Origin of the sequence: Pseudomonas sp. FP603 (assembly GCF_030687415.1) — a bacterium.
In the GTDB taxonomy this organism is placed as follows: Bacteria; Pseudomonadota; Gammaproteobacteria; order Pseudomonadales; family Pseudomonadaceae; genus Aquipseudomonas; species Aquipseudomonas wuhanensis.
Genome location: NZ_CP117431.1, coordinates 1,797,456 through 1,822,341, shown reverse-complemented (window position 1 = coordinate 1,822,341; position 24,886 = coordinate 1,797,456). Strand labels below are relative to the sequence as shown.

At 59.3% G+C, this 24,886-nt stretch carries 22 protein-coding genes and 2 pseudogenes; 7 read left to right on the top strand and 17 right to left on the bottom strand.

Features of this window, described 5'->3' with window-relative positions; genetic code table 11:
- Positions 1 to 58: 58 nt before the first annotated feature.
- From PSH65_RS08395 to PSH65_RS08380, 4 genes are all read left to right on the top strand, one after another.
- Complete coding sequence (locus PSH65_RS08395; RefSeq protein WP_305425781.1) at positions 59 to 1,831, top strand: N-acetylglutaminylglutamine amidotransferase; 1,773 nt, start codon at positions 59 to 61, stop codon at positions 1,829 to 1,831.
- A 3-nt stretch (positions 1,832 to 1,834) separates the two neighbouring features.
- Entirely contained in the window at positions 1,835 to 3,583 is a 1,749-nt protein-coding gene (gene ngg / locus PSH65_RS08390; protein WP_305425780.1) for an N-acetylglutaminylglutamine synthetase, read from the top strand.
- A 153-nt stretch (positions 3,584 to 3,736) separates the two neighbouring features.
- Entirely contained in the window at positions 3,737 to 4,927 is a 1,191-nt protein-coding gene (locus tag PSH65_RS08385) for an osmoprotectant NAGGN system M42 family peptidase (RefSeq protein ID WP_305425778.1), read from the top strand.
- 184 nt (positions 4,928 to 5,111) lie between these two features.
- Positions 5,112 to 5,339, top strand: a complete 228-nt coding sequence (locus tag PSH65_RS08380) for a YheU family protein (protein WP_003199186.1) — start codon at positions 5,112 to 5,114, stop codon at positions 5,337 to 5,339.
- A 5-nt stretch (positions 5,340 to 5,344) separates the two neighbouring features.
- Here PSH65_RS08380 and csrA read toward each other — a convergent pair whose 3' ends face one another.
- From csrA to PSH65_RS08365, 3 genes are all read right to left on the bottom strand, one after another.
- Positions 5,345 to 5,530 (bottom strand): carbon storage regulator CsrA, encoded by a 186-nt coding sequence (csrA, locus tag PSH65_RS08375; RefSeq protein WP_064616631.1) that lies wholly within the window; start codon positions 5,528 to 5,530, stop codon positions 5,345 to 5,347.
- A 153-nt stretch (positions 5,531 to 5,683) separates the two neighbouring features.
- The gene (locus PSH65_RS08370; RefSeq protein WP_305425776.1) at positions 5,684 to 6,016 is read right to left on the bottom strand and encodes a YnfA family protein; all 333 of its coding nucleotides are present in this window, start codon (positions 6,014 to 6,016) and stop codon (positions 5,684 to 5,686) included.
- A gap of 64 nt (positions 6,017 to 6,080) precedes the next feature.
- Positions 6,081 to 6,896, bottom strand: coding sequence for an SDR family oxidoreductase (locus PSH65_RS08365; RefSeq protein ID WP_305425775.1), 816 nt, complete (start codon positions 6,894 to 6,896; stop codon positions 6,081 to 6,083).
- Between the two features lie 293 nt (positions 6,897 to 7,189).
- On the opposite strand from PSH65_RS08365, the gene PSH65_RS08360 reads away from it, so the two are divergent.
- Entirely contained in the window at positions 7,190 to 7,342 is a 153-nt protein-coding gene (locus PSH65_RS08360; RefSeq protein ID WP_008012020.1) for a DUF3309 family protein, read from the top strand.
- 59 nt (positions 7,343 to 7,401) lie between these two features.
- Here the strand turns inward: PSH65_RS08360 and PSH65_RS08355 are convergent, their stop codons facing one another.
- From PSH65_RS08355 to PSH65_RS08310, 10 genes are all read right to left on the bottom strand, one after another.
- Positions 7,402 to 9,495, bottom strand: a complete 2,094-nt coding sequence (locus PSH65_RS08355; RefSeq protein ID WP_305425774.1) for an LTA synthase family protein — start codon at positions 9,493 to 9,495, stop codon at positions 7,402 to 7,404.
- Between the two features lie 367 nt (positions 9,496 to 9,862).
- Positions 9,863 to 10,465 (bottom strand): START domain-containing protein, encoded by a 603-nt coding sequence (locus tag PSH65_RS08350; protein ID WP_305425772.1) that lies wholly within the window; start codon positions 10,463 to 10,465, stop codon positions 9,863 to 9,865.
- A 41-nt stretch (positions 10,466 to 10,506) separates the two neighbouring features.
- The gene (locus tag PSH65_RS08345; RefSeq protein WP_305425771.1) at positions 10,507 to 10,761 is read right to left on the bottom strand and encodes a YkgJ family cysteine cluster protein; all 255 of its coding nucleotides are present in this window, start codon (positions 10,759 to 10,761) and stop codon (positions 10,507 to 10,509) included.
- A 158-nt stretch (positions 10,762 to 10,919) separates the two neighbouring features.
- On the bottom strand, positions 10,920 to 11,387 hold the full coding sequence (locus PSH65_RS08340; protein WP_305425769.1) for a translation initiation factor 2: 468 nt from the start codon (positions 11,385 to 11,387) through the stop codon (positions 10,920 to 10,922).
- Positions 11,388 to 11,474: 87 nt separating this feature from the next.
- Positions 11,475 to 12,914, bottom strand: a complete 1,440-nt coding sequence (locus tag PSH65_RS08335) for a PLP-dependent aminotransferase family protein (RefSeq protein ID WP_305425768.1) — start codon at positions 12,912 to 12,914, stop codon at positions 11,475 to 11,477.
- 211 nt (positions 12,915 to 13,125) lie between these two features.
- On the bottom strand, positions 13,126 to 13,938 hold the full coding sequence (locus tag PSH65_RS08330; protein ID WP_305425767.1) for an OmpA family protein: 813 nt from the start codon (positions 13,936 to 13,938) through the stop codon (positions 13,126 to 13,128).
- Positions 13,935 to 14,291 carry a DUF4398 domain-containing protein gene (locus PSH65_RS08325; protein WP_008073146.1) on the bottom strand — a complete coding sequence of 119 codons (357 nt, stop codon included), beginning with the start codon at positions 14,289 to 14,291 and terminating at the stop codon, positions 13,935 to 13,937. The genes PSH65_RS08330 and PSH65_RS08325 overlap by 4 nt, the downstream gene beginning before the upstream one ends.
- 9 nt (positions 14,292 to 14,300) lie before the next feature.
- The gene (locus tag PSH65_RS08320; RefSeq protein WP_305425766.1) at positions 14,301 to 15,149 is read right to left on the bottom strand and encodes an ABC transporter substrate-binding protein; all 849 of its coding nucleotides are present in this window, start codon (positions 15,147 to 15,149) and stop codon (positions 14,301 to 14,303) included.
- Between the two features lie 82 nt (positions 15,150 to 15,231).
- Positions 15,232 to 16,161 carry an electron transfer flavoprotein subunit alpha/FixB family protein gene (locus PSH65_RS08315; protein WP_305425765.1) on the bottom strand — a complete coding sequence of 310 codons (930 nt, stop codon included), beginning with the start codon at positions 16,159 to 16,161 and terminating at the stop codon, positions 15,232 to 15,234.
- 2 nt (positions 16,162 to 16,163) lie between these two features.
- Positions 16,164 to 16,913 carry an electron transfer flavoprotein subunit beta/FixA family protein gene (locus PSH65_RS08310; RefSeq protein WP_003226982.1) on the bottom strand — a complete coding sequence of 250 codons (750 nt, stop codon included), beginning with the start codon at positions 16,911 to 16,913 and terminating at the stop codon, positions 16,164 to 16,166.
- Between the two features lie 548 nt (positions 16,914 to 17,461).
- On the opposite strand from PSH65_RS08310, the gene PSH65_RS08305 reads away from it, so the two are divergent.
- Positions 17,462 to 19,126 carry an electron transfer flavoprotein-ubiquinone oxidoreductase gene (locus PSH65_RS08305; protein WP_305425764.1) on the top strand — a complete coding sequence of 555 codons (1,665 nt, stop codon included), beginning with the start codon at positions 17,462 to 17,464 and terminating at the stop codon, positions 19,124 to 19,126.
- 83 nt (positions 19,127 to 19,209) lie between these two features.
- On the opposite strand, the pseudogene PSH65_RS08300 reads toward PSH65_RS08305, so the two are convergent.
- Positions 19,210 to 20,100, bottom strand: a pseudogene (locus PSH65_RS08300) (AraC family transcriptional regulator N-terminal domain-containing protein).
- Positions 20,101 to 20,289: 189 nt separating this feature from the next.
- Between PSH65_RS08300 and PSH65_RS08295 the strand changes: the two are divergent.
- On the top strand, positions 20,290 to 21,342 hold the full coding sequence (locus tag PSH65_RS08295) for an NAD(P)-dependent alcohol dehydrogenase (protein ID WP_305425763.1): 1,053 nt from the start codon (positions 20,290 to 20,292) through the stop codon (positions 21,340 to 21,342).
- Here PSH65_RS08295 and PSH65_RS08290 read toward each other — a convergent pair.
- The 3 genes and pseudogenes from PSH65_RS08290 to dgoD form a co-directional block, all read right to left on the bottom strand.
- Entirely contained in the window at positions 21,339 to 22,142 is an 804-nt protein-coding gene (locus PSH65_RS08290) for an IclR family transcriptional regulator (RefSeq protein WP_305425761.1), read from the bottom strand. The two genes, PSH65_RS08295 and PSH65_RS08290, sit on opposite strands and share 4 nt — an antisense overlap.
- A 60-nt stretch (positions 22,143 to 22,202) precedes the next feature.
- Positions 22,203 to 23,514, bottom strand: a pseudogene (locus PSH65_RS08285) (MFS transporter).
- Positions 23,515 to 23,699: 185 nt separating this feature from the next.
- Positions 23,700 to 24,848, bottom strand: a complete 1,149-nt coding sequence (dgoD, locus tag PSH65_RS08280) for a galactonate dehydratase (RefSeq protein WP_030131992.1) — start codon at positions 24,846 to 24,848, stop codon at positions 23,700 to 23,702.
- Positions 24,849 to 24,886: the final 38 nt, after the last annotated feature.

Genomic DNA, 24,886 nt, shown 5'->3' with positions numbered 1-24,886 from the left:
CCGCCGTTTTTGGCGGGTATCGATTGACCCTCCCCAACGGAAAAACCGGTAAGGACTTATGTGCGGATTAGCTGGAGAATTACGTTTCGACCATCAACCTGCGGACCTCGCAGCCATAGAACGAATCACCCATCACCTGGCCCCTCGCGGCCCTGATGCGTGGGGTTTCCACAGCCAGGGGCCGATTGCCCTGGGCCATCGGCGCCTGAAAATCATGGACCTGTCGGACGGCTCGGCGCAGCCGATGATCGACAACCAGCTGGGCTTGTCCCTGGCCTTCAACGGCGCGATCTACAACTTCCCGGAACTGCGCACCGAGCTGGAAAGCCTTGGTTACGCCTTCTATTCCGGCGGCGACACCGAAGTGCTGCTCAAGGGCTATCACGCCTGGGGCGAAGCCCTGTTGCCCAAACTCAACGGCATGTTCGCCTTCGCCATTTGGGAGCGCGACGCCAAGCGACTGTTCATTGCCCGCGACCGTCTCGGCGTGAAGCCGTTGTACCTGTCGCGCACCGGTCAACGTCTGCGCTTTGCCTCGGCCCTGCCGGCATTGCTCAAGGGCGGCGACATCAACCCGATTCTGGATCCAGTCGCGCTCAATTATTACCTGAATTTCCACGCGGTGGTCCCGGCCCCGCGCACCTTGCTGGCGGGCATCGAAAAACTGCCCCCGGCGAGCTGGATGCGCATCGAAGCGGACGGCACCACCGAGCAGAGAACCTGGTGGACCCTGCCCTACGGCCCACACGCCGACGAGTTGAACCTGACCCTCGAAGACTGGCGCGATCGCGTGCTCGACAGCACCCGTGATGCGGTGGCGATCCGTCAACGGGCGGCGGTGGATGTTGGCGTGCTGCTTTCCGGCGGTGTCGATTCGAGCATGCTGGTCGGTCTGTTGCGTGAAGTCGGCGTTGAAAACCTGTCGACCTTCTCCATCGGTTTCCAGGATGCCGGCGGCGAGCGCGGTGACGAGTTCCAGTATTCGGACCTGATCGCCAAGCACTACGGCACACAACATCACCAACTGCGCATCGACGAAAAAGAGATCATCGAGCAACTGCCCGCGGCATTCCGCGCCATGAGCGAGCCGATGGTCAGCCATGACTGTATCGCGTTCTATCTGCTATCGCGCGAAGTGGCCAAGCATTGCAAGGTGGTGCAAAGCGGTCAGGGCGCGGACGAGTTGTTCGCCGGGTATCACTGGTATCCGCAGGTGGACGGTGCGAGCGATCCGTACGCGGCGTATCGCGATGCGTTTTTCGACCGCAGCTACGCCGACTACGCGGCCACGGTGCAGCCGAAATGGCTGACGGCCAACGACGCGGCCGGCGACTTCGTGAAAGAGCATTTCGCTCAGCCGGGTGCCGACGCAGCCGTGGACAAAGCCTTGCGTCTGGACAGCACCGTGATGCTGGTGGACGACCCGGTCAAACGAGTCGACAACATGACCATGGCTTGGGGTCTGGAAGCGCGTACGCCGTTTCTCGACTATCGCCTGGTGGAATTGTCGGCGCGGGTGCCCGGCAAGTTCAAACTGCCGGATGGCGGCAAGCAAGTCTTGAAAGAAGCGGCGCGGCTGGTCATTCCGAGTGAAGTGATCGACCGCAAAAAAGGCTACTTCCCGGTCCCCGGCCTCAAGCATTTGCAGGGCGATACGCTGAACTGGGTGCGTGAACTGTTGCTCGATCCGAGTCAGGATCGTGGCCTGTTCAACCCCGCCATGCTCGACCGCCTGCTGACCGATCCGCAAGGTCAACTGACCCCGTTGCGCGGCTCCAAGCTGTGGCAATTGGCAGCGCTGAACCTGTGGCTCAGTGAACAAGGAATCTGATCGATGAAACCTCACGCCACGGCTTACAGCCAACGCTTGTTGCGCGGTCAGGCGCCCTCCTACGAACGCTTGCAGGCGCGCCTGGCCGAAGACGGCAGTGAATTGAGCGCCGCGCCAATCGCGGTGCATTGCGGTTGGGGCCGGCTGCTGATCGGCCATACCTTTCCCGATGCAACGAGCCTTGCCCAAGAGTTGCTCAATGAGCAGCCCGGTGAGCGGGACATCGCCTTGTACGTTGCCGCGCCCCAGCAAGTGCTGGGGCTGGAGCCGGCGCAACTGTTTCTCGACCCGTCCGACACCTTGCGCCTGTGGTTCAGCGATTACCGCCAGTCCACCCGGGTGTTTCGCGGTTTTCGCATCCGTCGAGCGCAAAGCGAAGCGGACTGGCAGGCCGTCAATCAGCTGTATCAGGCGCGCGGCATGTTGCCGATTGATGCGAGTCTGCTGACACCTCATCACCAGGGCGGCCCGGTTTACTGGCTGGCCGAAGACGAGGACAGCGGCGCGATCATCGGCAGCGTCATGGGCCTGAATCATCACAAGGCCTTCAACGACCCGGAAAACGGCAGCAGCCTGTGGTGCCTGGCGGTCGATCCGCAATGTTCCCGCCCAGGCGTCGGTGAAGTGCTGGTGCGGCACTTGATCGAACACTTCATGAGCCGTGGCCTGAGTTATCTGGACCTATCGGTGCTGCACAACAACCGTCAGGCGAAAAGTCTTTACGCCAAGCTCGGTTTTCGCAACTTGTCGACCTTCGCCATCAAGCGCAAAAACGGCATCAACCAGCCATTGTTTCTCGGCCCCGGCCCGGAAGCCGAGTTCAATCCGTATGCGCGAATCATCGTCGAGGAGGCTCATCGGCGCGGCATTGATGTGCAAGTGGATGACGCGCAAGCCGGCCTGTTTACCTTGATTCACGGCAGTCGGCGGGTACGTTGCCGCGAATCCCTGAGCGACTTGACGAGCGCCATCAGCATGACGTTGTGCCAGGACAAAAGCCTGACCCACAAGGTGCTGAAAAACGCCGGCCTTAGAATGCCCGTCCAACAACTGGCGGGGAGCGCGGACGACAATCTGGCGTTTCTCGACGAGCACGAACGGGTGGTGGTCAAACCGCTGGACGGTGAACAGGGCCAAGGGGTGGCGGTGGATTTACGCACCATCGAAGAGGTCCAGCAAGCCATCGAAAACGCCCGCACCTTCGACAGTCGAGTACTGCTGGAAAGCTTCCATGAAGGCCTCGACTTGCGGATTCTGGTGATCGGTTTTGAAGTGGTCGCCGCCGCCATTCGCCGGCCGGCGGAAGTGGTGGGCGATGGTCAGCATTCCATCGGTGCGCTGATCGAGGCCCAGAGCCGTCGCCGTCAGGCGGCGACCAGCGGGGAAAGCAAAATCCCGCGGGACCATGAGACCCAGCGCACCTTGCAGGCTGCGGGTTACGACTACAGCAGCATTCTGCCGGCCGGTGAGCATCTGTTCGTGCGGCGCACGGCGAATCTTCATACCGGCGGTATTCTTGAAGACGTCACGGCGATTCTGCATCCGACCTTGGTGGATGCGGCGGTGCGCGCGGCGCGGGCGCTGGATATTCCGATGGTCGGGCTCGACCTGATGGTGCCGGCCGCCGACCAGCCGGAGTATGTGTTTATCGAAGCCAATGAACGCGCCGGGCTGGCCAACCATGAACCGCAGCCGACGGCCGAGCGGTTTGTGGATTTGTTGTTTCCGCATAGTCAGCCGGCGGCCTCTTAGGGATGTAGTGCCCGGCCCCTCATGATCGTTCCCACGCTCTGCGTGGGAATGACTCCTCGGACGCTCCGCGTCCGCTTGGGACGCAGAGCGTCCCCGGCTGCATTCCCACGCAGAGCGTGGGAACGATCAGCTCTCACTTCATCAGGAGTTTCCATGACCAGCAAAATTCCCGAACCGGACCTCAGTTACCTGCAAAAAGTCCTGCTGGAAATGCTCGCCATTCCCAGCCCCACCGGGTTCACCGACACCATCGTGCGTTACGTCGCCGAACGCCTCGAAGAGTTGGGCATTCCCTTTGAAATGACTCGTCGCGGCACCATCCGCGCCACCCTCAAGGGCAAGAAGAACAGCCCGGACCGCGCGGTATCCGCCCACCTGGACACCATTGGCGCGGCGGTTCGCGCGATCAAGGACAACGGCCGTCTGACCTTGGCGCCGGTCGGTTGCTGGTCCAGCCGTTTTGCCGAAGGCAGCCGCGTCAGTCTGTTCACCGACAATGGCGTGATTCGCGGCAGCGTGTTGCCGTTGATGGCTTCCGGGCACGCGTTCAACACCGCCGTGGATGAAATGCCGATCAGCTGGGATCACATCGAATTGCGCCTGGACGCCTACTGCGCCACCCGCGCCGATTGCGATTCGCTGGGAGTCAGCGTCGGCGATTTCGTCGCCTTCGACCCGTTGCCGGAGTTCACCGAAAGCGGCCACATCAGCGCCCGTCACCTCGATGACAAGGCCGGCGTTGCCGCACTGCTGGCGGCGCTGAAAGCGATTGTCGACAGCGGTGAAGAACTGATGATCGACTGCCATCCGCTGTTCACCATCACCGAAGAAACCGGCAGCGGTGCAGCCGCCGCCCTGCCTTGGGATGTCAGCGAATTCGTCGGCATCGACATCGCGCCAGTCGCGCCCGGCCAGCACTCCAGCGAACACGCGGTGAGTGTGGCAATGCAAGATTCCGGCGGGCCTTATGACTATCACCTGTCGCGTCACCTGCTGCGCCTGGCCAGCGACAACGAGCTGCCGGCGCGCCGCGACTTGTTCCGCTACTACTTCAGCGATGCGCATTCGGCCGTCACGGCTGGCCACGACATTCGCACCGCCCTGCTGGCCTTCGGTTGCGACGCCACTCATGGCTATGAACGTACGCACATCGACAGCCTCGCCGCCCTCAGCCGCCTGCTTGGTGCCTACATCCTCAGCCCGCCGGTATTCGCCAGCGATGCACAACCGGCCACGGGATCGCTGGACCGGTTCAGTCATCAGATCGAACACGAGACGCAGATGGAAAGCGATACGCGGGTGCCGTCGGTGGATAGTTTGATTGGGCAGCGCACAGATAGCTGACCCAGGCATTTTCTTCGCATGAAAGATTGCCATCGCGGGCAAGCCCGCTCCCACAGGGAAATGCGGTCAACTGTGGGAGCGGGCTTGCCCGCGATGAGGACAGATCAGCCAACACATCAGGTCAAGGCTAGCCGCCCCCGTTCATTCGCCGTAGCATCGCGCCATTGTTTAGCCGAGGTGCCTTATGCTGATCCCCCACGACCAACTTGAAGTCGATACCCTGACCCGCCTGATCGAGGATTTCGTGACCCGCGACGGCACGGACAACGGCGATGACACACCGCTGGAAACCCGTGTCTTGCGTGTTCGCCAGGCATTGACCAAGGGCCAGGCGTTGATCGTCTTCGATCCGGAAAGCGAACAATGCCAGTTGATGCTCAAGCACGACGTGCCCAAGCATCTGTTTGACTGAGACCCTTAACGAGCTTTGGCTTTGGCCTGTTTGATCTGGATGCGCTCATAGACTTCGGCGCGATGTACGTTGACCTGCTGCGGCGCTTCAACGCCGAAGCGCACGCTGCTTCCGTTGACGGCGAGAACCCGCACGGAAATGTTGTCACCAATGGATATCAACTCGCCCACAACGCGACTGAGTACAAGCATGGCATTCATCCTTCAGGGTTACCGGCCCTTGAAGATGCCCGTCGCGTAGCGGGTGTTCAATGCAACAGCAGCAAAACAGTCTCGCCCTACGGCGCAGGATGCATCGCCCTGACGGACGCTTCCGACAAACCGGCTGAATGAAGGACCGATCCTTCAGGAAACGGAAAAGCGTGGGCCAAACAGAATGACACTCGCCCCGATCACACACAGCGCCACGCCAATCCAGTCCGAGCCCAGTGGACGAATCCGCTCGACCACCGCCAGCCAGCCGATCGACGCAATGATGTAGATGCCACCGTAGGCGGCATAGGCGCGGCCGGCGTAGCTCGCTTCGACCCGGGTCAGCAACACAGCGAACAAAATCAGGCTGAGCAACGCCGGAATGACCCACCAAGCGCTTCTACCCTGGCGCAGCCACATCCAGAAGGCGAAGCAGCCGGCGATTTCGAACAGCGCGGCGAGGAAAAACCACAGGTAATTGAGCATGCAGACGTCTCGTGAGGATGGCCGGTTGCGGCCACCCTAACGATGGTGTTGCGCACGGGCAAGTTCAGCCTGCGTTTTGTTTGGCCTTGGCGCGCATTTTGTCGGCCATCACGGTCATTTCGTTGTAGAGCACTTGCGGATCTTTTTGTTTGATCGCCCACGCCATGCGGCCCTGCTCGTGAGGCAGAATCAAGAACTCGCCGGCGGCGACCTGCTGATAGATGTAATCGGCAATGTCAGCAGCGCTGATCGGCGAACTTTCCAGCAACTTACCGACCTGGGCCTTCATGGCCGGGGTCGGGCCGCGGAAGGAGTCCAGCAAGTTGGTCTGAAAGAATGACGGGCAGACTACATGCACGCTGACTTCCTCATGGGCCAGTTCGATCAACAGGCTTTCGGACAAAGCCACCACACCCGCCTTGGCCACGTTGTAGTTACTCATGGCCGGACCTTGCATCAGTGCCGCCATCGAGGCGATGTTGATGATCTTGCCTTTACTTTTCTCCAGCAGCGGCAGGAAGGCCTTGCAGCCCTTGACCACGCCCATCAGGTTGATCGCGATCTGCCAGTCCCAGTCTTCCAGCGACAGTTCGCTGAAGAACCCGCCCGAGGCCACACCGGCGTTGTTGACGATGACATCGATGCCGCCGAGCTTCTCTTCACAGGCTTGGGCGAACGCCGTCAGCTGGCTGTAGTCGCGCACATCGCAACGCTGGATGAAACCGTCACCGCCGGCTTCGCGAACCAGCTTGAGGGTTTCTTGCAGGCCAGGCTCACTGACATCCGACAAGGCCAGCTGCCAGCCTTCACGCGCCCAGCGCAGCGCGATTTCGCGACCCAGGCCTGAGCCCGCGCCAGTGATCATCATGCGATTTTGCATAGCAAACAGCCTTGTTGTTCCGGGGAAGATGCACCGAGTGTAGCGAAGGATAATGCACGACCCACGCTCCATCAGATTGCTGAATGGCCAACGATGAATCATGGCGCGGTTCGGTTGTTTCAACTTTGAGACGCAGTAAAAGAAATAAACGTGCTTTCCAAATACATTAAAAAAACCTGGAATTTTTCTTCATACCCATGAGTCGGATTTTGTAAGCAGCTAGGATTAATACAAGCCCAGCTGATAGCTAAAACCCTAGGTCAATCCACAACGCTTCCAACAAGGAAACAGACATGGGCACAATTCTTATCGTTATTCTTATCCTGTTGTTGATAGGTGGCTTGCCGGTCTTCCCGCACTCCAGAAGTTGGGGTTACGGCCCGTCCGGTATCATCGGCGTGGTGTTGGTGGTGCTGTTGATCCTGCTGCTACTTGGCAAGATATAAAGGTTTTGCCGGCAAAAAAAGAGGCCCTGCGAAGGGCCTCTTTTCTATTGCGCGAAAACTTAGTCCGGCTTGCCGTCAACTACACCGGCGGTGTTATCGATCAGGCTTTTGGTGGCCGTCTGAATGAACGACTCGAGCTTTTGCTTGAGCGCCGCTTCGTCCGCCGATGCCGGGATCACTTCACCTTTCGGGTTAGCGCCCAGTTCGTATTGATACAACTTCGGCGGCATCTCTTTGGGCAGTACCAGCACACGATCCCCGGTAAGCAATGCAACCGTCTGATCGCTGCCCGACGGCTTGATCACGCCAAAACCCTTGTCGCCTTCCGGCAGGTTCAGCAAATCGCGACCCCAGCATTGTTGAACCACGTCACCACCGATACGGCCCATGATGGTCGGCACGATGTCAATCTGGGTGCCGACGGTGTGGTCGACCTGGCCGAATTTTTCCTGGACGCCCGGCCCGATCATCAGCATCGGTACGTTGAAGCGGCCCAGGTCCATTTCAGTAATTTGCTGTTCATTGCCAAAACCGTGGTCGCCGACCACCACGAACAGGGTTTCCTTGAAGTACGGCTCTTTGCGGGCCTGTTCGAAGAATTGACCCAGCGCCCAGTCGGAGTAGCGCATGGCGGTCAAGTGTTCGTTAAGGTTGCCACGATCGGTCACAGGCTTCACCGGCAATGGCGTGGGCAAAGCGTACGGCGTGTGGTTGGACAGCGTTTGCAGCAAGGCATAGAACGGCTTTTTGTCCTTGCCATCGCGGGCCTTCAATTCTTCCAGACCACGGTTGAACATGTCCTGGTCGGACACGCCCCAGGTCGGATCGGAGAACACCGGGTTGACGAAGTCATTACGCCCGATGAAGTTGGTCATGCCCTGGTTGCTGAAGAAGCCGGACTGATTGTCCCAGGCGAAGTCGCCGTTGTAGACGTACACGTCATCGTAGTCACGGGCGCTGAGCAACTGCGGCAGGCCGGACAGTTTGTGGCTGCCTTCAGGCGTCTGCATCAGGTACTCGAAACCCGGCAAGTTCGGGAAGCAGGCCATGGTGGCGAACATGCCCTGGTGGGTATGGGTGCCGTTGGAGAAGAATCGGTCGAACAACAGGCCTTCTTTCGACAGTTTGTCGAAGTACGGGGTGATTTCACCCGGACGACCCAGAGCACCCACCGAGTGACCGGCGAAGCTTTCCATCAGGATCACCACGACGTTCTTGATCGGCAGTGTCTTGTTGGTGTCGGGGCTGAAATTGCGACGCACCGCGGCGGTCTCGGGATCGACCAGCTTGTCGCTCGAGGTCAGTAACATATCGCGCACGGTCTGCTGGGCCAGGGGCTGTGGCAGTGTTGCCTTCCAGACATTGTCACGATGTTCGGACATCCGGCTCTTGGCCGCCGCGATCAACGACAGCGTGCCGTTGAGGCCCAACTGGTTGGCGAAGTTCGAGTCGGTGGTGTAAACGTCACCCCAACGCATTGGCGGGCCCTGACGCAGAGTGCCACGAGCCGCGACCACGCAGACCAGCAGGCAGACTACGAATACCATGCCACGTGCATACCACGGAGCGACCTGCCGCGTACCAATGCTGCCACCGCTGAACGGCCCGCGAGGACGCGTGGCGCGGTCGGCGCCCTTGAACGCGAGGGTCAGGATCAACGTGCCCACGGCCCAGGCCAACAGGTAGCGAACCACCGGAAAACCGTACCAGAGCATGCTCATCACGGTTTTCGGGTCTTCTTTCACGTATTGGAAGACCAGACCGTTGAGGCGCTGGTGAAACTCGCGGTAAAAGTCCATCTCCATCAGGCCGAGGAACAGCGCGATGCTCGAGGCAACGGTCAACCACAACCGGAAGAACCCGCGGGCGGCCATGGCCCGGGCGCTGAACAATGCCAGCAGCAGCGGAATGCAGAGGTAAACCACCAGACGCAAGTCGAAACGCAGGCCGTTGGCGAACGCTTCCAGAAATGTCGAAGCCGGTGTGTCGAGGATCATCGAGCTGTTATAGACCAGCAGCGCCACGCGCAGCAGGCTGAACATGACCATCATGACCAGGGCACACAACAGTGTGTAGGCCAGATGCGATTTGACGGTCGGTTGCAGCAGGCGACTAGAAGCTCGCTGCTGACTCAGGGCGTCCGAGTTTGCCATGTCGTTTTAGGACCCATTGGAAGTTGAAGTTTCAAAAATACAGCGGCGCCTTGCCTGATGCCGGTCAGTTAACCTGTGGGAGCGGGCTTGCGCGGTGCGCAAATGTTGCACGATCACCCGCGGCATTACCATTGATTACTGACCCGCAGGCCCGACTGTCGCCTGTAGCGCTCTGGCACAAGAGACGTGGCGCAAAGTTGCGGAGGCGGACAGGTTGGTGCGCGAATGAATTGTCTTGGAGGCTTTGTGAAAATTTCGTTCAACGCATATCCAGAAACAAAATAAAGCCCCCGCCCTTGGTAAAAAACGCAAACGCCCCCGATCAAATCGGGGCGTTGCCGAACAGGCCATATCAAAGAGTAAGCGGTTACTTCTCGGCCCGTTCTTTCAGGGCTTTGAGGGTATTGAACGGTGCATCGACCACAAACTTGTTGGCCAACCACGAAGGCACGCTGCCGCCGGGTTCGGTATGGGCCTGATAAGTCACTTCGACTTGATCGCCTTTAGGCACGAGCTTCCAGAAACCTTTGACCTGGGCGACCCGTACAAAACCTTTTTCTTCCGCAAGGTACTTCGGCTGTCCTTCCAATTCTCGGGTCAGGCTGCCATCGGCGCTTTCAATGGTGGTGACATGCAACACGGAGTCGCGAGGAGTGACCGGCCAAGGGGTATTGAACTGAGTGTAGGTCCAGCTCTGGCTGCCTTCGTGCTTGAGCAACTTCTGAGTCTTGCACTCGTGAATCCATGCACAGGCACCCGGCACGTCTTCCTGCAATGCACGCAGTTTGGCCATGGTGGTCTTCATGACGGTCACGCCACGGTAAGCCTTGTATTGGGAACCGGCCACTTCGCTCAAGGACACCTTGATGCCCTCTTCTTCCTTGGCGGTTTTCCATTCTTCGGCCTGGGCCGTGGAGGCCAGCAAAACCGTCAAACCACACAACACAGCCATACGATGCAGCGAACCCATAGTCTTATTCCTTATTGTTGAAGTTCCGTTCGTTGAACACATCACGCGGCCGTCATTTGCTCCCACCAGCCCAGCAACTTGATCGCTTCGTCGCTGCTGCTTCCGCAGACCTCGACATCGGCTTCAAATGCCGAACACACCGCAGGACGTTCCGGCTCGCCGAAAATACTGCACAGGTTATCGGCGGACAGCTGTACGCAACGTTCTCCAGCGGCTTTGCCATTGGGCATGCCGGGAATCGGCGAACTGATGGAAGGGGCAATGCAACAGGCGCCACAGCCTTCACGGCATTTCATGACGACAAGCTCCTCGCGACGGGTAAAGGGACGTGGCACAGAGTAACGGCTAAAACGACTGTTTAAAATTACCTGAGCCCGGGTTTTTTCGCTCAAACGAACGTGACTGACCAGTCTCCGACAAAGCGTCTGGTCCGCGGGTCACGAATGGGAGGGATTTACTGCTTGAACTCGAATTCCAGCGCAGCGCCTTCAACTTCCCGACGCTCTTCATTGCGCAGTTGCAGCTGCATTTCGTTGCTGAGCAGGCGACCGTTGAGCTGAAACGGGCTGCTCTTGTCACCGAACATTTGCGGCAACAGCGCATCGTGTCGGGGCAACTGTACCGTGCCGACCGGCTTCAGTTCTTCGACCATGTCCTTGGGCAAGCTCAAGTCGAGATTTGCCGAAGGGAGTTTGGTTTTCACGACTTCACTCGCCGGTTTCGACTTGGAAGCAATGGGGGAGCGTTTTTTGACCGCTGCAACCTTCTTTTTGGCCGGTGCGGTCTTTTTGACCGGCGCCGCTTTTTTCGCGGGTGTGCTGGCTGTCGGTTTTTCCTGCACAGAAGCCGCCATGACGCCTTCCGGGTGACAGGTCATTAACAGGCAGATCAACAACCAGGCGGCAGGAAAAATCGGCTTCATGGACCCAACGGCGTGAACGGCAGAAGGCTATATGCTCGCCTGTTGGAGAGGACAAGACAAGCGGCCAATGCAGAACCGCCTGGCAAGTCAAAAACCGCTCGTCGTCTCCTGACAAAGTTGCGTCGCCAGCAACCCCAACGTCATCAATGCACGCTCGGCCTCGCGGTTCCAGGGGATGCCACAGTTCAGGCGAATGCAGTGATTGAACTGCTCGGTATTACTGAAAATCAGCCCCGGCGCAATGCTGATGCCCTGCTGCAACGCACGCACATGCAGCTCCTGCGTGTTGACCCGCCCCGGCAGGCTGACCCACAGAATGAAGCCGCCAGTGGGCCGGGTCATCTGCGTGCCTTCCGGAAAGTACTGCTGCACCGCCAACTGGAAAGCGCTGAGGTTCTTGCGGTACTCCTGACGGATGTAGCGCAAATGCCGGTCGTAACCGCCGTTCTCCAGATAGGCCGCGATGCCCATTTGCGTGACGCTGCAGGCTGAATGGGTACTGAAAGTCTGCAAGCGCTGGATTTCCTGCTGATACTTGCCGGCAATCATCCAGCCGATGCGCACACCAGGCGACAGGGTTTTGGAGAAACTGGAGCAATAGATCACCCGATCAAGCCGGTCATAGGCCTTAAGTGATTTGGTGCGACCCTGCTCGAACATCAGCTCGCCATAAATATCGTCTTCGACGACCTGAATATCGAAATCCGAGGCCAGGCGCAGCAATTGTTTCTGCCGCTCTTCGGGCATGGTGCCGCCCAAGGGATTGCTCAGGCGCGTGGTCAGCACCAGCGCCTTGATCGACCACTGGTTGGCCGCCAGTTGCAGGGCTTCGAGGCTCATGCCGGTGGCCGGATCGCTAGGGATTTCGATGACTTTCAGCCCCAGCAGGTCGGCCAGTTGCAGCAAACCGTAATAGGTCGGCGATTCGGCCGCGATCAGATCACCCGGCCGGGTCAACACGCGTAGAGACATCTGCAATGCATCGACGCAGCCGTGAGTGATCACCACTTCCGACGGATCGACCACCACGCCGGCATCGCGCATGCGGATCGCCACTTGCCGACGCAACGGCTCGAAACCGGGGCTGAACATGTAGCTGAATGCCCGAGGGCTATGGAAACGGGTGACTTTGGCCAGTTGCTGATGCAGCGCCCGCACCGGTAAATAGTCAACACTGGGTACGGCGGCGCCCAACGGGAAGACGCCTTCGCGGCGGGATTCGACCAGGACTTGCTGAATGATGCTGCTGCGGGTGACGAGGCCAGGTCGCTCAACCCGGGCAATGTCCGGGGTTGGCGCCGTGAGCGCTGGTGTCTGGTGCACGTAGTAACCGGACTGGGGGCGGGCACGGATCAGCCCCTGATCCTCAAGGTTGGCGTAGGCCTGCAACACCGTTGCATGGCTGACGTTGAGCTGCGAGCTCATCTTGCGCACCGAAGGCACGCGCTCCCCCGGTTGATAGACACCGCGGCGGATGTCTTCGGCCAGTTGCTGAGCAATTCGTTGATAGAGCAAGAGATTGGTCATGACGCAGCACTCGATTTCACGGGCATTTTATTCTTGTGTGAAACAATACCGGAACAGTTTAGAAGTGTACTGGGACAGTTGCCACAATAGACGACCGTACAGTGCAGTGTCAGCAAAAACTGTACTGTTTTTATGGAGAGTGTTGCGCTGATTGGCAGGCACAAAAAAACCCGGCACTGCTGACAGGCCGGGTTTTCCAGTAACGCAGCCCTTAGCGGGCGGCGCCGAGCTGGCCTTTTTCGTCGGAGAACACAATTTCCACCCGACGGTTCTGTGCACGACCGCGCTCGGAAGCGTTCACGTCCACCGGATATTCATCGCCGTAACCTTCGACCTGGATGCGTTTGTCTTCGATGCCCAGGTCCATCAGCACGTCAGCCACTGATTGTGCACGGTCGCGGGACAGCTTGAGGTTTTCCTGCTTACCGCCAGTGCTGTCGGTATAGCCCTCGATCCGCACCACGCGCTTGGGGTTGAGCTGCAAGAACTGGACGATCTTCAGCACCACGCGGTTTGCCGAGCTTTTCAGCTCTGCTTCACCCGTATCGAACAGCACATCGCCCAGGGTCATCACCAGACCACGGTCGGTTTGGGTAGTCGCCAACGCCACGATCTGCTCTTCGAGCCACTTGCCCTGTTGCTGCACGCTGAGCAACTTGGACTCACGCAGGGCCAATTGCAGGCGCTGACGCTCGAGTTCGAGCTTCGCCGCGCGTTCCTCGTTGAGCACTTGATTGGTGTGCTCCCGGGCGATTTCGCTGTAGCGCCGGCTCAGGTAGGCGTAATGCACAACGTCCGAACCGCTGCCCCAGTAGCTGGACAGACGATCGGCGCGGGCCAGCGACTCGCCGGCACGGATTACGTCCTTGGGCGCAATGCGCAGCACGTTGGAGTCTTCCTTGACCTTCTGAAAGTCGGTGCCGGCCTGCTGGATTGCGGTTTCGCTGTGTTGACCAGCGCAGCCATAAAGGCTTGCGCAGCCGGCCAGGATCAAACCGCCGAGTGCTTTGGTTTTCAGGCTCATTGGGCATCTCCCAGTTGCTTGCGCAGGCGAGTGATGCGGGTATTGAGCACGTTCAACTGCTCCTCGCTCTTGAGGGTCAGAACCCGTGCTTCGGCCAAACGCGCGTCCAGCTCGGCCTGCTCGGCCCGCATGCGCGCATTCTTGAAGGACTGATCGGCCATGTTGCCCTTGGCACGCTTGAACTTGTCTTCAGCCAGTTTCAGCTCCGGCACTTCGTCGGCGGTGGCACCCACGGCCTTGGCTTGTTCGAGGGCCTGTTCGGTCAGGCGGATTTGTTCATTCGGCGCCGGATCGGCTGCACAACCCGCCAGAGCCAGAACGGCCAGGGCAGCGAAAAGAGGTCGAATACTCACTAAGAATCCCTACTGTTTTGGGGTACTGACAGGTTGTGGCTGCGGTTGTGAGAGTTGTGTTTTCCAACGCTCGATATTGCGCAGCAGCGCAGCTTCCGTCAGTCCGGACGCGGGCAATTCTGTCATCTTTTTGGCCAGCTGTCCGCGCAACCAAGGATCGTTGCAGGCGGAGTTATGGGAAACCGCGAGATACAGGCCGGGTTTGTCGATGGGTTGTGGGTGGGCCATCAAGTCATCGGCCATCCCCAGCGTTTGCACCAGGGCCATGCCCGAGTAGCGTCCGGCGAGGACAAACTCCACCTCGTTCAGCAGCAATTTCTGAAAGGCCTGGGTCAGATTTGGCGTGCGCACCAAGGTCAATTGCTGCTCGGCGAAAGTGCCGAACGAGGGGGTCACTCGAGCCTTTTCCGACAAGGCGCCGGGATGGCCGTGAAGGTCCTGCGCTTCGTTGTAGACCAGCAGCGAGTCGTTGCGGGTCCAGACCAGATAATCGTTTTCCAGCAGCGGTGGATGGATGTAATCCAGATTTTCCAGCTCACTGACCGTCAATGGCGCATCGGCCAGCATGTCCATGCGCCCACTGCGCACTTCATCCAGGGCCTGGGAGCGTTTGCCGGCGTAAAGCAGCTCGACCTTGATGCCCAACTCCCCCGCCACTTGCTGCAACAGGTCGGCGCTGGCGCCTATCAGGTACTTGGGGTTTCGCGGGTCCTGCCACAGGTACGGCGGCGCGTCGGGGCTGCCGGTCACCACTAGGCGCTCGCATTTGCCTGCGGCTATGGACAGCCCCGGCAACAGCGTCAGGCTTAACCACAAACCCGACAAAAAAGAGCAGCCAAACCAGCGGCGCAGACTCATGGCAACACTCTCCCCACCCAAATCCGGAACAAAAAAAAAGCCCGACCAAAAGGTCGGGCTCTTTATAAGTCAAGCCGCCAGATTAGACCAGCTTCTCGAACTCGGGGATGGCTTCGAACAAGTCCGCCACAAGGCCGTAATCGGCCACCTGGAAGATCGGCGCTTCTTCGTCCTTGTTGATCGCAACGATCACTTTGGAGTCTTTCATGCCGGCCAGGTGCTGGATCGCGCCGGAAATACCGACGGCGATGTACAGCTGTGGAGCAACGATCTTGCCGGTCTGACCGACCTGCATGTCGTTGGGTACGAAACCTGCGTCGACCGCGGCGCGGGAAGCACCGACGGCAGCGCCCAGCTTGTCGGCCAGGGCGTACAGGTGTTTGAAGTTGTCGCCGTTCTGCATGCCGCGACCGCCGGAAACGACGATTTTGGCAGCGGTCAGTTCCGGACGATCGGACTTGGCCAGTTCTTCACCGACGAAGCTCGAAGTGCCAGCATCGTGAGCAGCCGCAACGGCTTCAACGGCAGCCGAACCACCTTCAGCGGCAACCGGGTCAAAACCGGTGGCACGCACGGTGATCACTTTGACCGCAGCGTTGGACTGTACGGTAGCAATGGCGTTACCGGCGTAGATCGGGCGCTTGAAGGTATCAGCGCTTTCGACCGAGATGATCTCGGAGATCTGGTCAACGTCCAGGGTCGCGGCCACGCGCGGCAGGATGTTTTTGCCGTTCGAAGTAGCGGCAGCCAGGATGTGGCTGTAGCCCTTGCCCAACTCTGCAACCAGCGGAGCAACGTTTTCCGGCAGTTGATGAGCGTAGGCGGCGTTGTCGGCCACCAGTACTTTGGCCACACCAGCGATTTTCGCAGCGGCTTCAGCCACGGCGCCAGCGCCTTGGCCTGCAACCAGAACGTGGATGTCGCCACCGATCTTGGCGGCAGCAGCCACAGTGTTCAGCGTGGCCGGAGCCAGCACTTTGTTGTCGTGTTCAGCGATTACCAAGATAGTCATGATTAGATTACCTTCGCTTCGTTTTTCAGTTTCTCGACCAGTTCAGCCACCGACTTGACCTTGATACCCGCGCTGCGTGCAGCCGGCGCTTCGACTTTCAGGGTCTTGTTGGTGGAGGCGGTGGAAACGCCCAAAGCGTCCGGAGTCAGCACTTCGAGAGGCTTCTTCTTGGCTTTCATGATGTTTGGCAGGGACGCATAGCGCGGCTCGTTCAAACGCAGGTCAGTGGTGACGATGGCTGGCAGTTTCAGGGAAACTGTCTGCGCGCCGCCGTCGATTTCGCGGGTCACGGCAACGCTGTCGCCGGACACTTCGACTTTCGAAGCGAAGGTGCCCTGACCGTAGCCGCTCAATGCAGCGAGCATCTGGCCAGTCTGGTTGTTGTCGCTGTCGATGGCTTGTTTGCCGAGGATCACCAGCTGTGGCTGTTCCTTGTCGACAACAGCTTTCAACAACTTGGCAACAGCAAGGGAAGTCAGATCTTCAGCGGATTCGACGAGGATGGCGCGGTCGGCACCCAGAGCCAGCGCAGTGCGCAGTTGCTCTTGAGCGGTGGACGGGCCGATGGAGACGACGACGATTTCAGTCGCAACGCCTTTCTCTTTCAGACGTACGGCTTCTTCCACTGCGATTTCGCAGAACGGGTTCATCGACATCTTGACGTTAGCGAGGTCGACGCCGGAATTGTCCGCCTTGACACGAACCTTGACGTTGTAATCCACAACGCGTTTGACAGCTACAAGAACCTTCATGGATTCCTCGTTACTCTCCGGTGAAAAGAAAGTCGCCTAGGCGAACCTGGCGGTTGATGCATATGGGGCACAAGGGCACCTCTAAAAACGCCGGCATTCGTGTCAAGTGACCATCGCTCACGACGTTTATGACCGTTCGTCAGTGGTGACCAACGAGTCATTCATTATCGCGACGTGTAAACTGCACGCCAAACCTGCGTGGCGCATCACCTTGCCCTGCCATCGCCTTGTCTTTAGAGGTGCTCTTGAAACCAACAGTCAGCCTACGGCGAGCGCAAAACCGCCCGTATCTTGACCGGAACACCTATTCCGGTCAATACGGCAAAATGGCCAGTCATAAGCCGCGTGACTTTGATTTATCTGGCTTTGAGCCGATTCAAACAAACGTTTGTATTGGACGCTAAGAGTGGTGTAGATATAATGCGCCACCCAAAGAGAAAGGTGGTTCATCGATTGTCCTCTGTGCCGCACTATGGGGAATTCATGAATGCGACACCCAACCTCCAATTAGAAAAAAAAACTGTTGAGCCTTGAGTAGGAGATAGCCTGTGGAACGCGAATACATGGAATTCGACGTGGTCATCGTCGGTGCCGGCCCCGCTGGCCTGTCCGCCGCCTGCCGTTTGAAGCAGAAGGCCGCCGAAGCCGGTAAGGAAATCAGCGTCTGCGTGGTCGAAAAAGGCTCCGAAGTCGGCGCTCACATCCTGTCCGGTGCCGTGTTCGAACCACGCGCCCTGAACGAATTGTTCCCGGACTGGAAAGAACTCGGCGCGCCGCTGAATACGCCAGTCACACGTGATGACATCTTCGTTCTGAAAAACGCCGACAGCGCGCAGAAGATTCCAGACTTCTTTGTGCCCAAGACCATGCACAACGAAGGCAACTACATCATCTCCCTGGGCAATCTGTGCCGCTGGCTGGCCCAGCAGGCCGAAAACCTGGGCGTGGAAATCTACCCGGGCTTCGCCGCCCAGGAAGCGCTGTTCGACGAGAACGGCGTGGTTCGCGGGATCATCACCGGCGATCTGGGCGTTGACCGCGAAGGCAATCCGAAAGAAGGCCTGTACACACCGGGCATGGAACTGCGTGCCAAGTACACGCTGTTCGCCGAAGGTTGCCGTGGCCATATTGGCAAGCAGCTGATCAAGCGTTTCAACCTCGACAGCGAAGCCGACGCCCAGCATTACGGCATCGGTCTGAAAGAAATCTGGGAAATCGACCCGGCCAAGCACCAACCTGGCCTGGTAGTCCATACCGCCGGCTGGCCGCTGGACATCATGGGCACCGAGAACACCGGGGGCTCGTTCCTCTATCACCTGGAAAACAACCAGGTGGTGGTCGGTCTGATCGTCGATCTTTCCTACAGCAACACCTTCCTGTCGCCGTTCGATGAGTTCCAGCGCCTCAAGCATCACCCGGTGCTCAAGCAATACCTGGAAGGCGGCAAGCGCATCAGCTACGGCGCGCGTGCTATCTCCAAAGGTGGCCTGAACTCGCTGCCGAAAATGGTCTTCAAGGGTGGCGCGCTGATCGGTTGCGACCTCGGCACCCTGAACTTCGCCAAGATCAAAGGCAGCCACACGGCGATGAAGTCCGGCATGCTCGCCGCTGACGCCGTGGCCGATGCGCTGTTCGCCGATCTGGACGGCACACAGGAGCTGACCACTTACGTCGATGCCTTCAAGAAGAGCTGGCTCTATGACGAACTGTTCGCCAGCCGTAACTTCGGCCCGGCGATGCACAAGTTCGGCCCGATCCTCGGCGCTGGCTTCAACTGGATCGACCAGAACATCTTCGGCGGCAAACTGCCGTTCACCCTGCACGACACCAAGCCTGATTACGCTTGCCTGAAACTGGCGGCCGACTGCAAGAAGATCGACTACCCGAAACCGGACGGCAAGATCAGCTTCGACAAACTCAGCTCGGTGTTCATCTCGGGGACCAACCACGAAGAAGAACAGCCTTGCCACTTGAAGCTGACCGATCCGAGCATCCCGATCGCCAAGAACCTGCCGATGTACGATGAACCTGCCCAGCGTTACTGCCCGGCCGGCGTGTACGAAGTGGTGACCAAGGAAGACGGCGAAAAACGCTTCCAGATCAACGCCCAGAACTGCGTTCACTGCAAGACCTGCGACATCAAGGACCCTGCACAAAACATCACCTGGGTGGCGCCGGAAGGCTCCGGCGGCCCGACTTACCCGAACATGTAAGTCGACCGTCTGAACAACAAGGCTCCCTGAACGGGGGCCTTTTTGTTGCCCGCAATTCAAGCGTCACCACAAGAACCTGTGGATCAGGCAGCGCGCTCATCCCCCCGGATTACGCTCAAAGTAACGCTTGTACTCACGACTGAACTGCGACGTGCTCTGATACCCCACCCGATGCGCCACCTGGGCCACGCCCAAGCCTTCGCCCAGCAGCACTGCTGGGCCCTGAGCAAGCGCAAACGCTTCAAATACTGCACCGGCGACAACAAGGTGCTGCGTTTGAAATGCTCATGAAACGTCGACGCACTCATGTTCGCGCAACTGGCCAGGGTCTCGACGTTCAGCGGCTCGGTGTAATGCGCATGCAGATGACTCAGCGACGCCGCGATCCGCGCGAACTGACCCTGTTGTTCCACCAACGCTCGCAACACATCGGCTTGCGGCCCGCGCAACGCCACGAACAACAATTCACGCAAGCGCGCCGGGCCCATGATCTGGCATTCCAGCGGATCGTGCAGGCAGCGCAACAACCGCTCCACGCAGCCGCGCATGGCATCGTCGAGCACCGCCGAGGTCATGGACTCGGGCGTCTGTGCAGGAACAGTGCGCCCCGGCGCCAGCCCCATGGCCAGCACCAACTCACTGAGCAACACCCGGTCAATGGCGATGGAAACGCCCAGCATCGGGCCATCCGGAGCCGAAAACGTCTCGCATTCGAACGGCACCGGCAACGCCTGAATCAGGTAATGCCCGGCACCGTACTCCAGAGTACGCGGGCCCAGGTACGCCAACTTGCTGCCTTGAGCGATGATCACCAGGCTTGGCTCGTAGATTTGCGGGCCACGGGCCACATCACAACTGGCTCGCATAACCTGCACGCCCGGCAACGCAGTCGTAGCGAAACCATCGCGAATGGTTAGCGGCTGGATCAGCGAAACCAGCGTGGCATTGGCATCGAGATGACGGGTCAACAACATGAAGAGCTCTTCAAAAAAAGTCGCGAAAGAGGGATGAAAGCATCATCGCAGGTCTGAACGCCAATGCGACCAATCAACGCTGCATGCCGGAGGATTAGGCATGACACCCGGAGGAATCGCCATGGCCGGTAACCCGTGCGGCGCCCAGAATTGCTCGCCTCACCTGTCACTGCTTTTGCGAGGTTCACCATGTACACCGCCATCGGATACGCCGCTCAGTCAGCCACTACTCCCCTCGCCCCGATGAAATTCGAACGCCGAAGCCCACGGGCCGACGACGTTGCGATCGACATTCTCTACTGCGGCGTCTGCCATTCCGACATCCATCAGGCCCGCAACGAGTGGGGCATTGCGGTTTACCCGCTGATGCCCGGCCATGAGATTGTCGGAAAAGTCACCGCGGTCGGTGCGAATGTTACCCAACACAAAGTCGGCGATCTGGTCGGCGTCGGCTGCATGGTCGACTCGTGCCGCCACTGCGAAGCCTGCAAGGCGGATCTGGAGCAATACTGCCTTGAAGGTCCGACCATGACGTATGCCACCCCGGACCGGGTCGATGGCAGCAACACCATGGGCGGTTACTCCGACAGCATCGTGGTCAGCGAACACTTTGTCGTGCGTATCCCGGAGAAACTCGACCCGGCCAGCGCCGCGCCGATTCTGTGCGCCGGCATCACCACCTACTCGCCGCTCAAACACTACGGCGTCAAGGCTGGCGACAAGGTCGGGATTCTCGGCATGGGTGGCCTCGGCCACATGGGCATCAAGTTCGCCAAGGCGATGGGCGCAGAGGTGACCTTGTTCACCCGCTCGGCGAGTAAAGCTGAAGAAGGTCGTCGTCAAGGCGCGGACCATGTGATCGTGTCTACCGACGCAGAACAGATGAAAGCCGCCGCAGGACATTTCGACTTCCTGCTGGACACCATTCCGGTGCAGCACGACCTCAATCCCTACCTCGATACCCTGCGTTTCGACGGCGTACACATTCTGGTGGGCTTGATTGAACCGATCGATCCACCGGTTCACGCTGCCAAACTGGTATTGGGTCGTCGCGTGCTGGCCGGCTCGCTGATCGGCGGCATCGCAGAAACCCAGGAAGTGCTGGATTTCTGCGCCGAGCACGGCATCACCTGCGACATCGAAATGCTCGACATCCGCCAGATCAACGAGGCTTACACCCGCATGATTGCCGGGGACGTGAAATACCGCTTCGTGATCGACATGGCGACGCTGAAACTCTAAACCTTCAGGCCCAACTCCGCCGACAGTCGGGCTGTGACCCCTTTGATCAGGGGAATCAGCTCGGCCATTTTTTCCAGCGGCATGTACGGCACGGTGCTGGCGATGCTGATGCCGGCGACAATGCGCTTGCTGGCATCGCGAATCGGTGCCGCCACGCAGCGGATCGACGGTTCGTTGTCTTCCAGATCGAACGCGTAACCGCCGGCCACGTACTCGATCATGCGCTGCTGAAACTGCTCCCAGGATTGCTCCGGGTGCTGCGGCCAGAACTGATTTTTCCCACCCACCGGCAAGCTGATTTCATACAGCCGTTGCCATTCTTCCTGCGAGTCATCAAGCATCAGCGCCTTACCAATCCCGGTACGCGCCAACGGCATGCGATGGCCGACCCGCGAACGCATTTCCGGGCCATTGCGCCCCGGATTCTTGAGCAGGTACAGCACCTCGTCGCCTTCACGAATCGCCAGGTGAATGGTGTCGCCGGTCAACGCCGACAACTCATCCAGATACGGCCCGGCCAGCGTCACCAGCGGCAGCTCTTCACGTGCCTGGAAACCCAGTTCGATCAGTTTCGGCCCCAGCAGATAACCGACTTGCGGCACCACCCGCAAATAACGCTCGTCCACCAGGCAACTGGCCAGACGATGAGTGGTGCTGCGTGTGGTGCCGATCAGCCGGGCGATTTCCTTGAGATCGCGGGCGCCACTGGCCACGGCCTGAACCACACCCAAACCACGAAGCAGTGTCTGGGTGCCAGTCGGCGCGGCGTCCTTGGTGATTTTTGGGGCGTCTTCCTGCATATCCAGCCTTTACCGTTGAGCGAGTGAACGGGCGGCATTATGGTCGCCCGATGGCCGCGACTACAACTTGATACGCTCGACCTTGCCCACCAGCAATACGTAGGAAAGCGCACCCAACAACGCCAGAACCGAGATATAGGTAATCGCCGGGGCAAACGAATCACCGGAAGCGAGAAAACCGATGACAATGGGCGTGGTAATCGCCGCCAGGTTGCCGATGAAATTGAACACCCCACCGGTCAATCCAAGCAAGCGTGCCGGGGCCAGCGTCGACACCAGCGACCAGGTGATCGAGGCCAGGCCATTGCCGAAGAAGGCCAACGCGAGGAAGGCAATCACCAGCGGCGTCGACTCGACGAAGTTGGCGCCGATGATCGAGGTAGAAATCAGCAGGCCACCGATGATCGGCAACTTGCGGGCGAAACCCACGGTGTAGCCGCGACGGATCAGAAAGTCCGAGAAGAACCCCGAACACAGCACGCCGACGAAGGCCGCCAGAAACGGTAGCGACGCCAGCAAGCCAGACTTGATGAAGTCCATACCGCGATATTTCACCAGATAGGTCGGGAACCACGTCAGAAAAAACCACAACGTCGAATTGAGGCAGAACTGGCCGAGGTAGATGCCCCACAACTTGCGTTTGGTCAGAACGATGCCGAGATCAGTCCAGCTGAATTTGGCTTTCACTTTGGCTTGTTCAGCCTGGATATCCACCAGCCCGCCGCCCTCGCGGATCAGCTCGATTTCAGCGTCGTTGGCGCCCTTGAAATCCCGTGGTTCGCGATACACCGCGTACCAGATCACCGCCCAAATGATGCCCACCGCGCCGGTGCTGACAAACACCATGTGCCAGCCATATTGGTGTTGCAACCACGCGAGTACCGGCGTGAGAAACGCCAGGCCAACGAACTGCCCGGAGGTGTAGAAACCAATGGCCGTGGCGCGTTCGCGCTCGGGGAACCAGGTCGTCACCACGCGGCTGTTGATCGGATACGCCGGTGCTTCCAGGGCACCAACGGCCATGCGTAGCACGAACAGCGCGATGAAGCTGGCGGCGAAGCCGAGCATCACCGTGGCAATCGACCATAGCAGCAATGCGACGCTATACAGAATGCGCGGCGGCACCCGGTCCACCAGCCAGCCGCCGGGGATTTGCATGGCAGCGTAGGTCCAGCCGAAGGCGGAAAAGATCAACCCGACATGGATCGGATCGATGCCCAGGTCGCTGGTCAGCGCCGGAGCGGCAATGGACAGGTTGCTGCGGTCCAGGTAGTTGATCACCACGGTGATGAACAACAGGACCATGATGAAAAACCGCTTGCGGCTCGGCGTCACCAACGACGCCTGCCCCGGTGAGGGTTTGCGGTTGCATGGGGGTGCCTCTTCTTATGTTTATTGAGGTCAATTTGAAGACTTGCGCTGCCCCCTGTGGGAGCGGCGGTGCGGCGATCCGACTTGCCCGCGATGGCGGCGGCACATTCAGCATTGATGTGACTGACAGGACGCTATCGCGGGCAAGCCCGCTCCCACAGGGATTTGTGTTGAGTCAGGAGGGACTCACCACTCGGCAAAGCTGCCATCGGCATGGCGCCAGATCGGGTTGCGCCAGCGGTGGCCGACGGCAGCGCGTTCGATGACGTATTCCTCGTTGATCTCGATGCCCAGGCCCGGGCCGTTGGGGATTTTCACGAAGCCCTTGTCGTAGTCGAACACCCGCGGATCTTTCACATAATCGAGCAGGTCATTGCTCTCGTTGTAATGAATGCCCAGGCTCTGTTCCTGGATGAACGCGTTGTAGCAAACAGCGTCCAGTTGCAGGCACGCGGCGAGGGCAATCGGGCCCAACGGGCAATGCAGCGCCAATGCCACGTCGTAGGCTTCGGCCATGTTGGCGATCTTACGGGTTTCGGTGATGCCGCCCGCGTGAGAGGCATCGGGCTGGATGATGTCGACGTAGCCTTCGCTGAGCACCCGCTTGAAGTCCCAGCGCGAAAACAACCGCTCGCCAAGGGCAATCGGCGTGCTGGTCAGCGGCGCCAGCTCCTTCAGCGCTTCGTAGTTTTCGCTGAGCACCGGCTCTTCGATGAACATCAGTTTGTACGGGTCGAGTTCCTTCATCAGCACCTTGGCCATGGGCTTGTGCACCCGACCATGGAAGTCCACGCCGATGCCGACATTCGGGCCGACCGCATCGCGCACGGCGGCGACGTTGGCCAGGGCCAGGTCGACCTTCTCGAAGGAATCGAGGAATTGCAGTTCTTCGGTGCCGTTCATTTTCACCGCCGTGAAACCACGGCTGACCGCTTCTTTCGCGGCGCGAGCGGTGTCCGCCGGGCGATCACCACCGATCCACGAATAAACGCGAATCTTGTCGCGCACCTGACCACCCAACAGATCGCTGACCGACACACCCAGCGCCTTGCCCTTGATGTCCCACAACGCCTGATCGATGCCGGCCAGGGCGCTCATGTGGATCGCGCCACCCCGGTAGAAGCCACCACGGTAGAGCACGGTCCAGATGTCTTCGATGTTGCGTGGGTCTTTGCCAATCAGGTAATCGGACAATTCCTCAACCGCAGCGGCGACGGTGTGCGCGCGGCCTTCGACCACGGGCTCACCCCAACCGGTCACGCCCTCGTCGGTTTCGATTTTGAGGAAGCACCAGCGCGGCGGAACGATGAAGGTAGTGAGTTTGGTGATTTTCATCTCTATTGTCTCTCTTGTAGATGCAGCGCTCACAGCGC

What these genes read in the sequence shown, in the direction of transcription:
- PSH65_RS08395 (WP_305425781.1), top strand. Translation starts at nt 59, where the DNA reads ATGTGCGGATTAGCTGGAGAATTACGTTTCGACCATCAACCTGCGGAC.
- ngg (WP_305425780.1), top strand. Translation starts at nt 1,835, where the DNA reads ATGAAACCTCACGCCACGGCTTACAGCCAACGCTTGTTGCGCGGTCAG.
- PSH65_RS08385 (WP_305425778.1), top strand. Translation starts at nt 3,737, where the DNA reads ATGACCAGCAAAATTCCCGAACCGGACCTCAGTTACCTGCAAAAAGTC.
- PSH65_RS08380 (WP_003199186.1), top strand. Translation starts at nt 5,112, where the DNA reads ATGCTGATCCCCCACGACCAACTTGAAGTCGATACCCTGACCCGCCTG.
- csrA (WP_064616631.1), bottom strand. Translation starts at nt 5,530, where the DNA reads ATGCTTGTACTCAGTCGCGTTGTGGGCGAGTTGATATCCATTGGTGAC.
- PSH65_RS08370 (WP_305425776.1), bottom strand. Translation starts at nt 6,016, where the DNA reads ATGCTCAATTACCTGTGGTTTTTCCTCGCCGCGCTGTTCGAAATCGCC.
- PSH65_RS08365 (WP_305425775.1), bottom strand. Translation starts at nt 6,896, where the DNA reads ATGCAAAATCGCATGATGATCACTGGCGCGGGCTCAGGCCTGGGTCGC.
- PSH65_RS08360 (WP_008012020.1), top strand. Translation starts at nt 7,190, where the DNA reads ATGGGCACAATTCTTATCGTTATTCTTATCCTGTTGTTGATAGGTGGC.
- PSH65_RS08355 (WP_305425774.1), bottom strand. Translation starts at nt 9,495, where the DNA reads ATGGCAAACTCGGACGCCCTGAGTCAGCAGCGAGCTTCTAGTCGCCTG.
- PSH65_RS08350 (WP_305425772.1), bottom strand. Translation starts at nt 10,465, where the DNA reads ATGGGTTCGCTGCATCGTATGGCTGTGTTGTGTGGTTTGACGGTTTTG.
- PSH65_RS08345 (WP_305425771.1), bottom strand. Translation starts at nt 10,761, where the DNA reads ATGAAATGCCGTGAAGGCTGTGGCGCCTGTTGCATTGCCCCTTCCATC.
- PSH65_RS08340 (WP_305425769.1), bottom strand. Translation starts at nt 11,387, where the DNA reads ATGAAGCCGATTTTTCCTGCCGCCTGGTTGTTGATCTGCCTGTTAATG.
- PSH65_RS08335 (WP_305425768.1), bottom strand. Translation starts at nt 12,914, where the DNA reads ATGACCAATCTCTTGCTCTATCAACGAATTGCTCAGCAACTGGCCGAA.
- PSH65_RS08330 (WP_305425767.1), bottom strand. Translation starts at nt 13,938, where the DNA reads ATGAGCCTGAAAACCAAAGCACTCGGCGGTTTGATCCTGGCCGGCTGC.
- PSH65_RS08320 (WP_305425766.1), bottom strand. Translation starts at nt 15,149, where the DNA reads ATGAGTCTGCGCCGCTGGTTTGGCTGCTCTTTTTTGTCGGGTTTGTGG.
- PSH65_RS08315 (WP_305425765.1), bottom strand. Translation starts at nt 16,161, where the DNA reads ATGACTATCTTGGTAATCGCTGAACACGACAACAAAGTGCTGGCTCCG.
- PSH65_RS08310 (WP_003226982.1), bottom strand. Translation starts at nt 16,913, where the DNA reads ATGAAGGTTCTTGTAGCTGTCAAACGCGTTGTGGATTACAACGTCAAG.
- PSH65_RS08295 (WP_305425763.1), top strand. Translation starts at nt 20,290, where the DNA reads ATGTACACCGCCATCGGATACGCCGCTCAGTCAGCCACTACTCCCCTC.
- PSH65_RS08290 (WP_305425761.1), bottom strand. Translation starts at nt 22,142, where the DNA reads ATGCAGGAAGACGCCCCAAAAATCACCAAGGACGCCGCGCCGACTGGC.
- dgoD (WP_030131992.1), bottom strand. Translation starts at nt 24,848, where the DNA reads ATGAAAATCACCAAACTCACTACCTTCATCGTTCCGCCGCGCTGGTGC.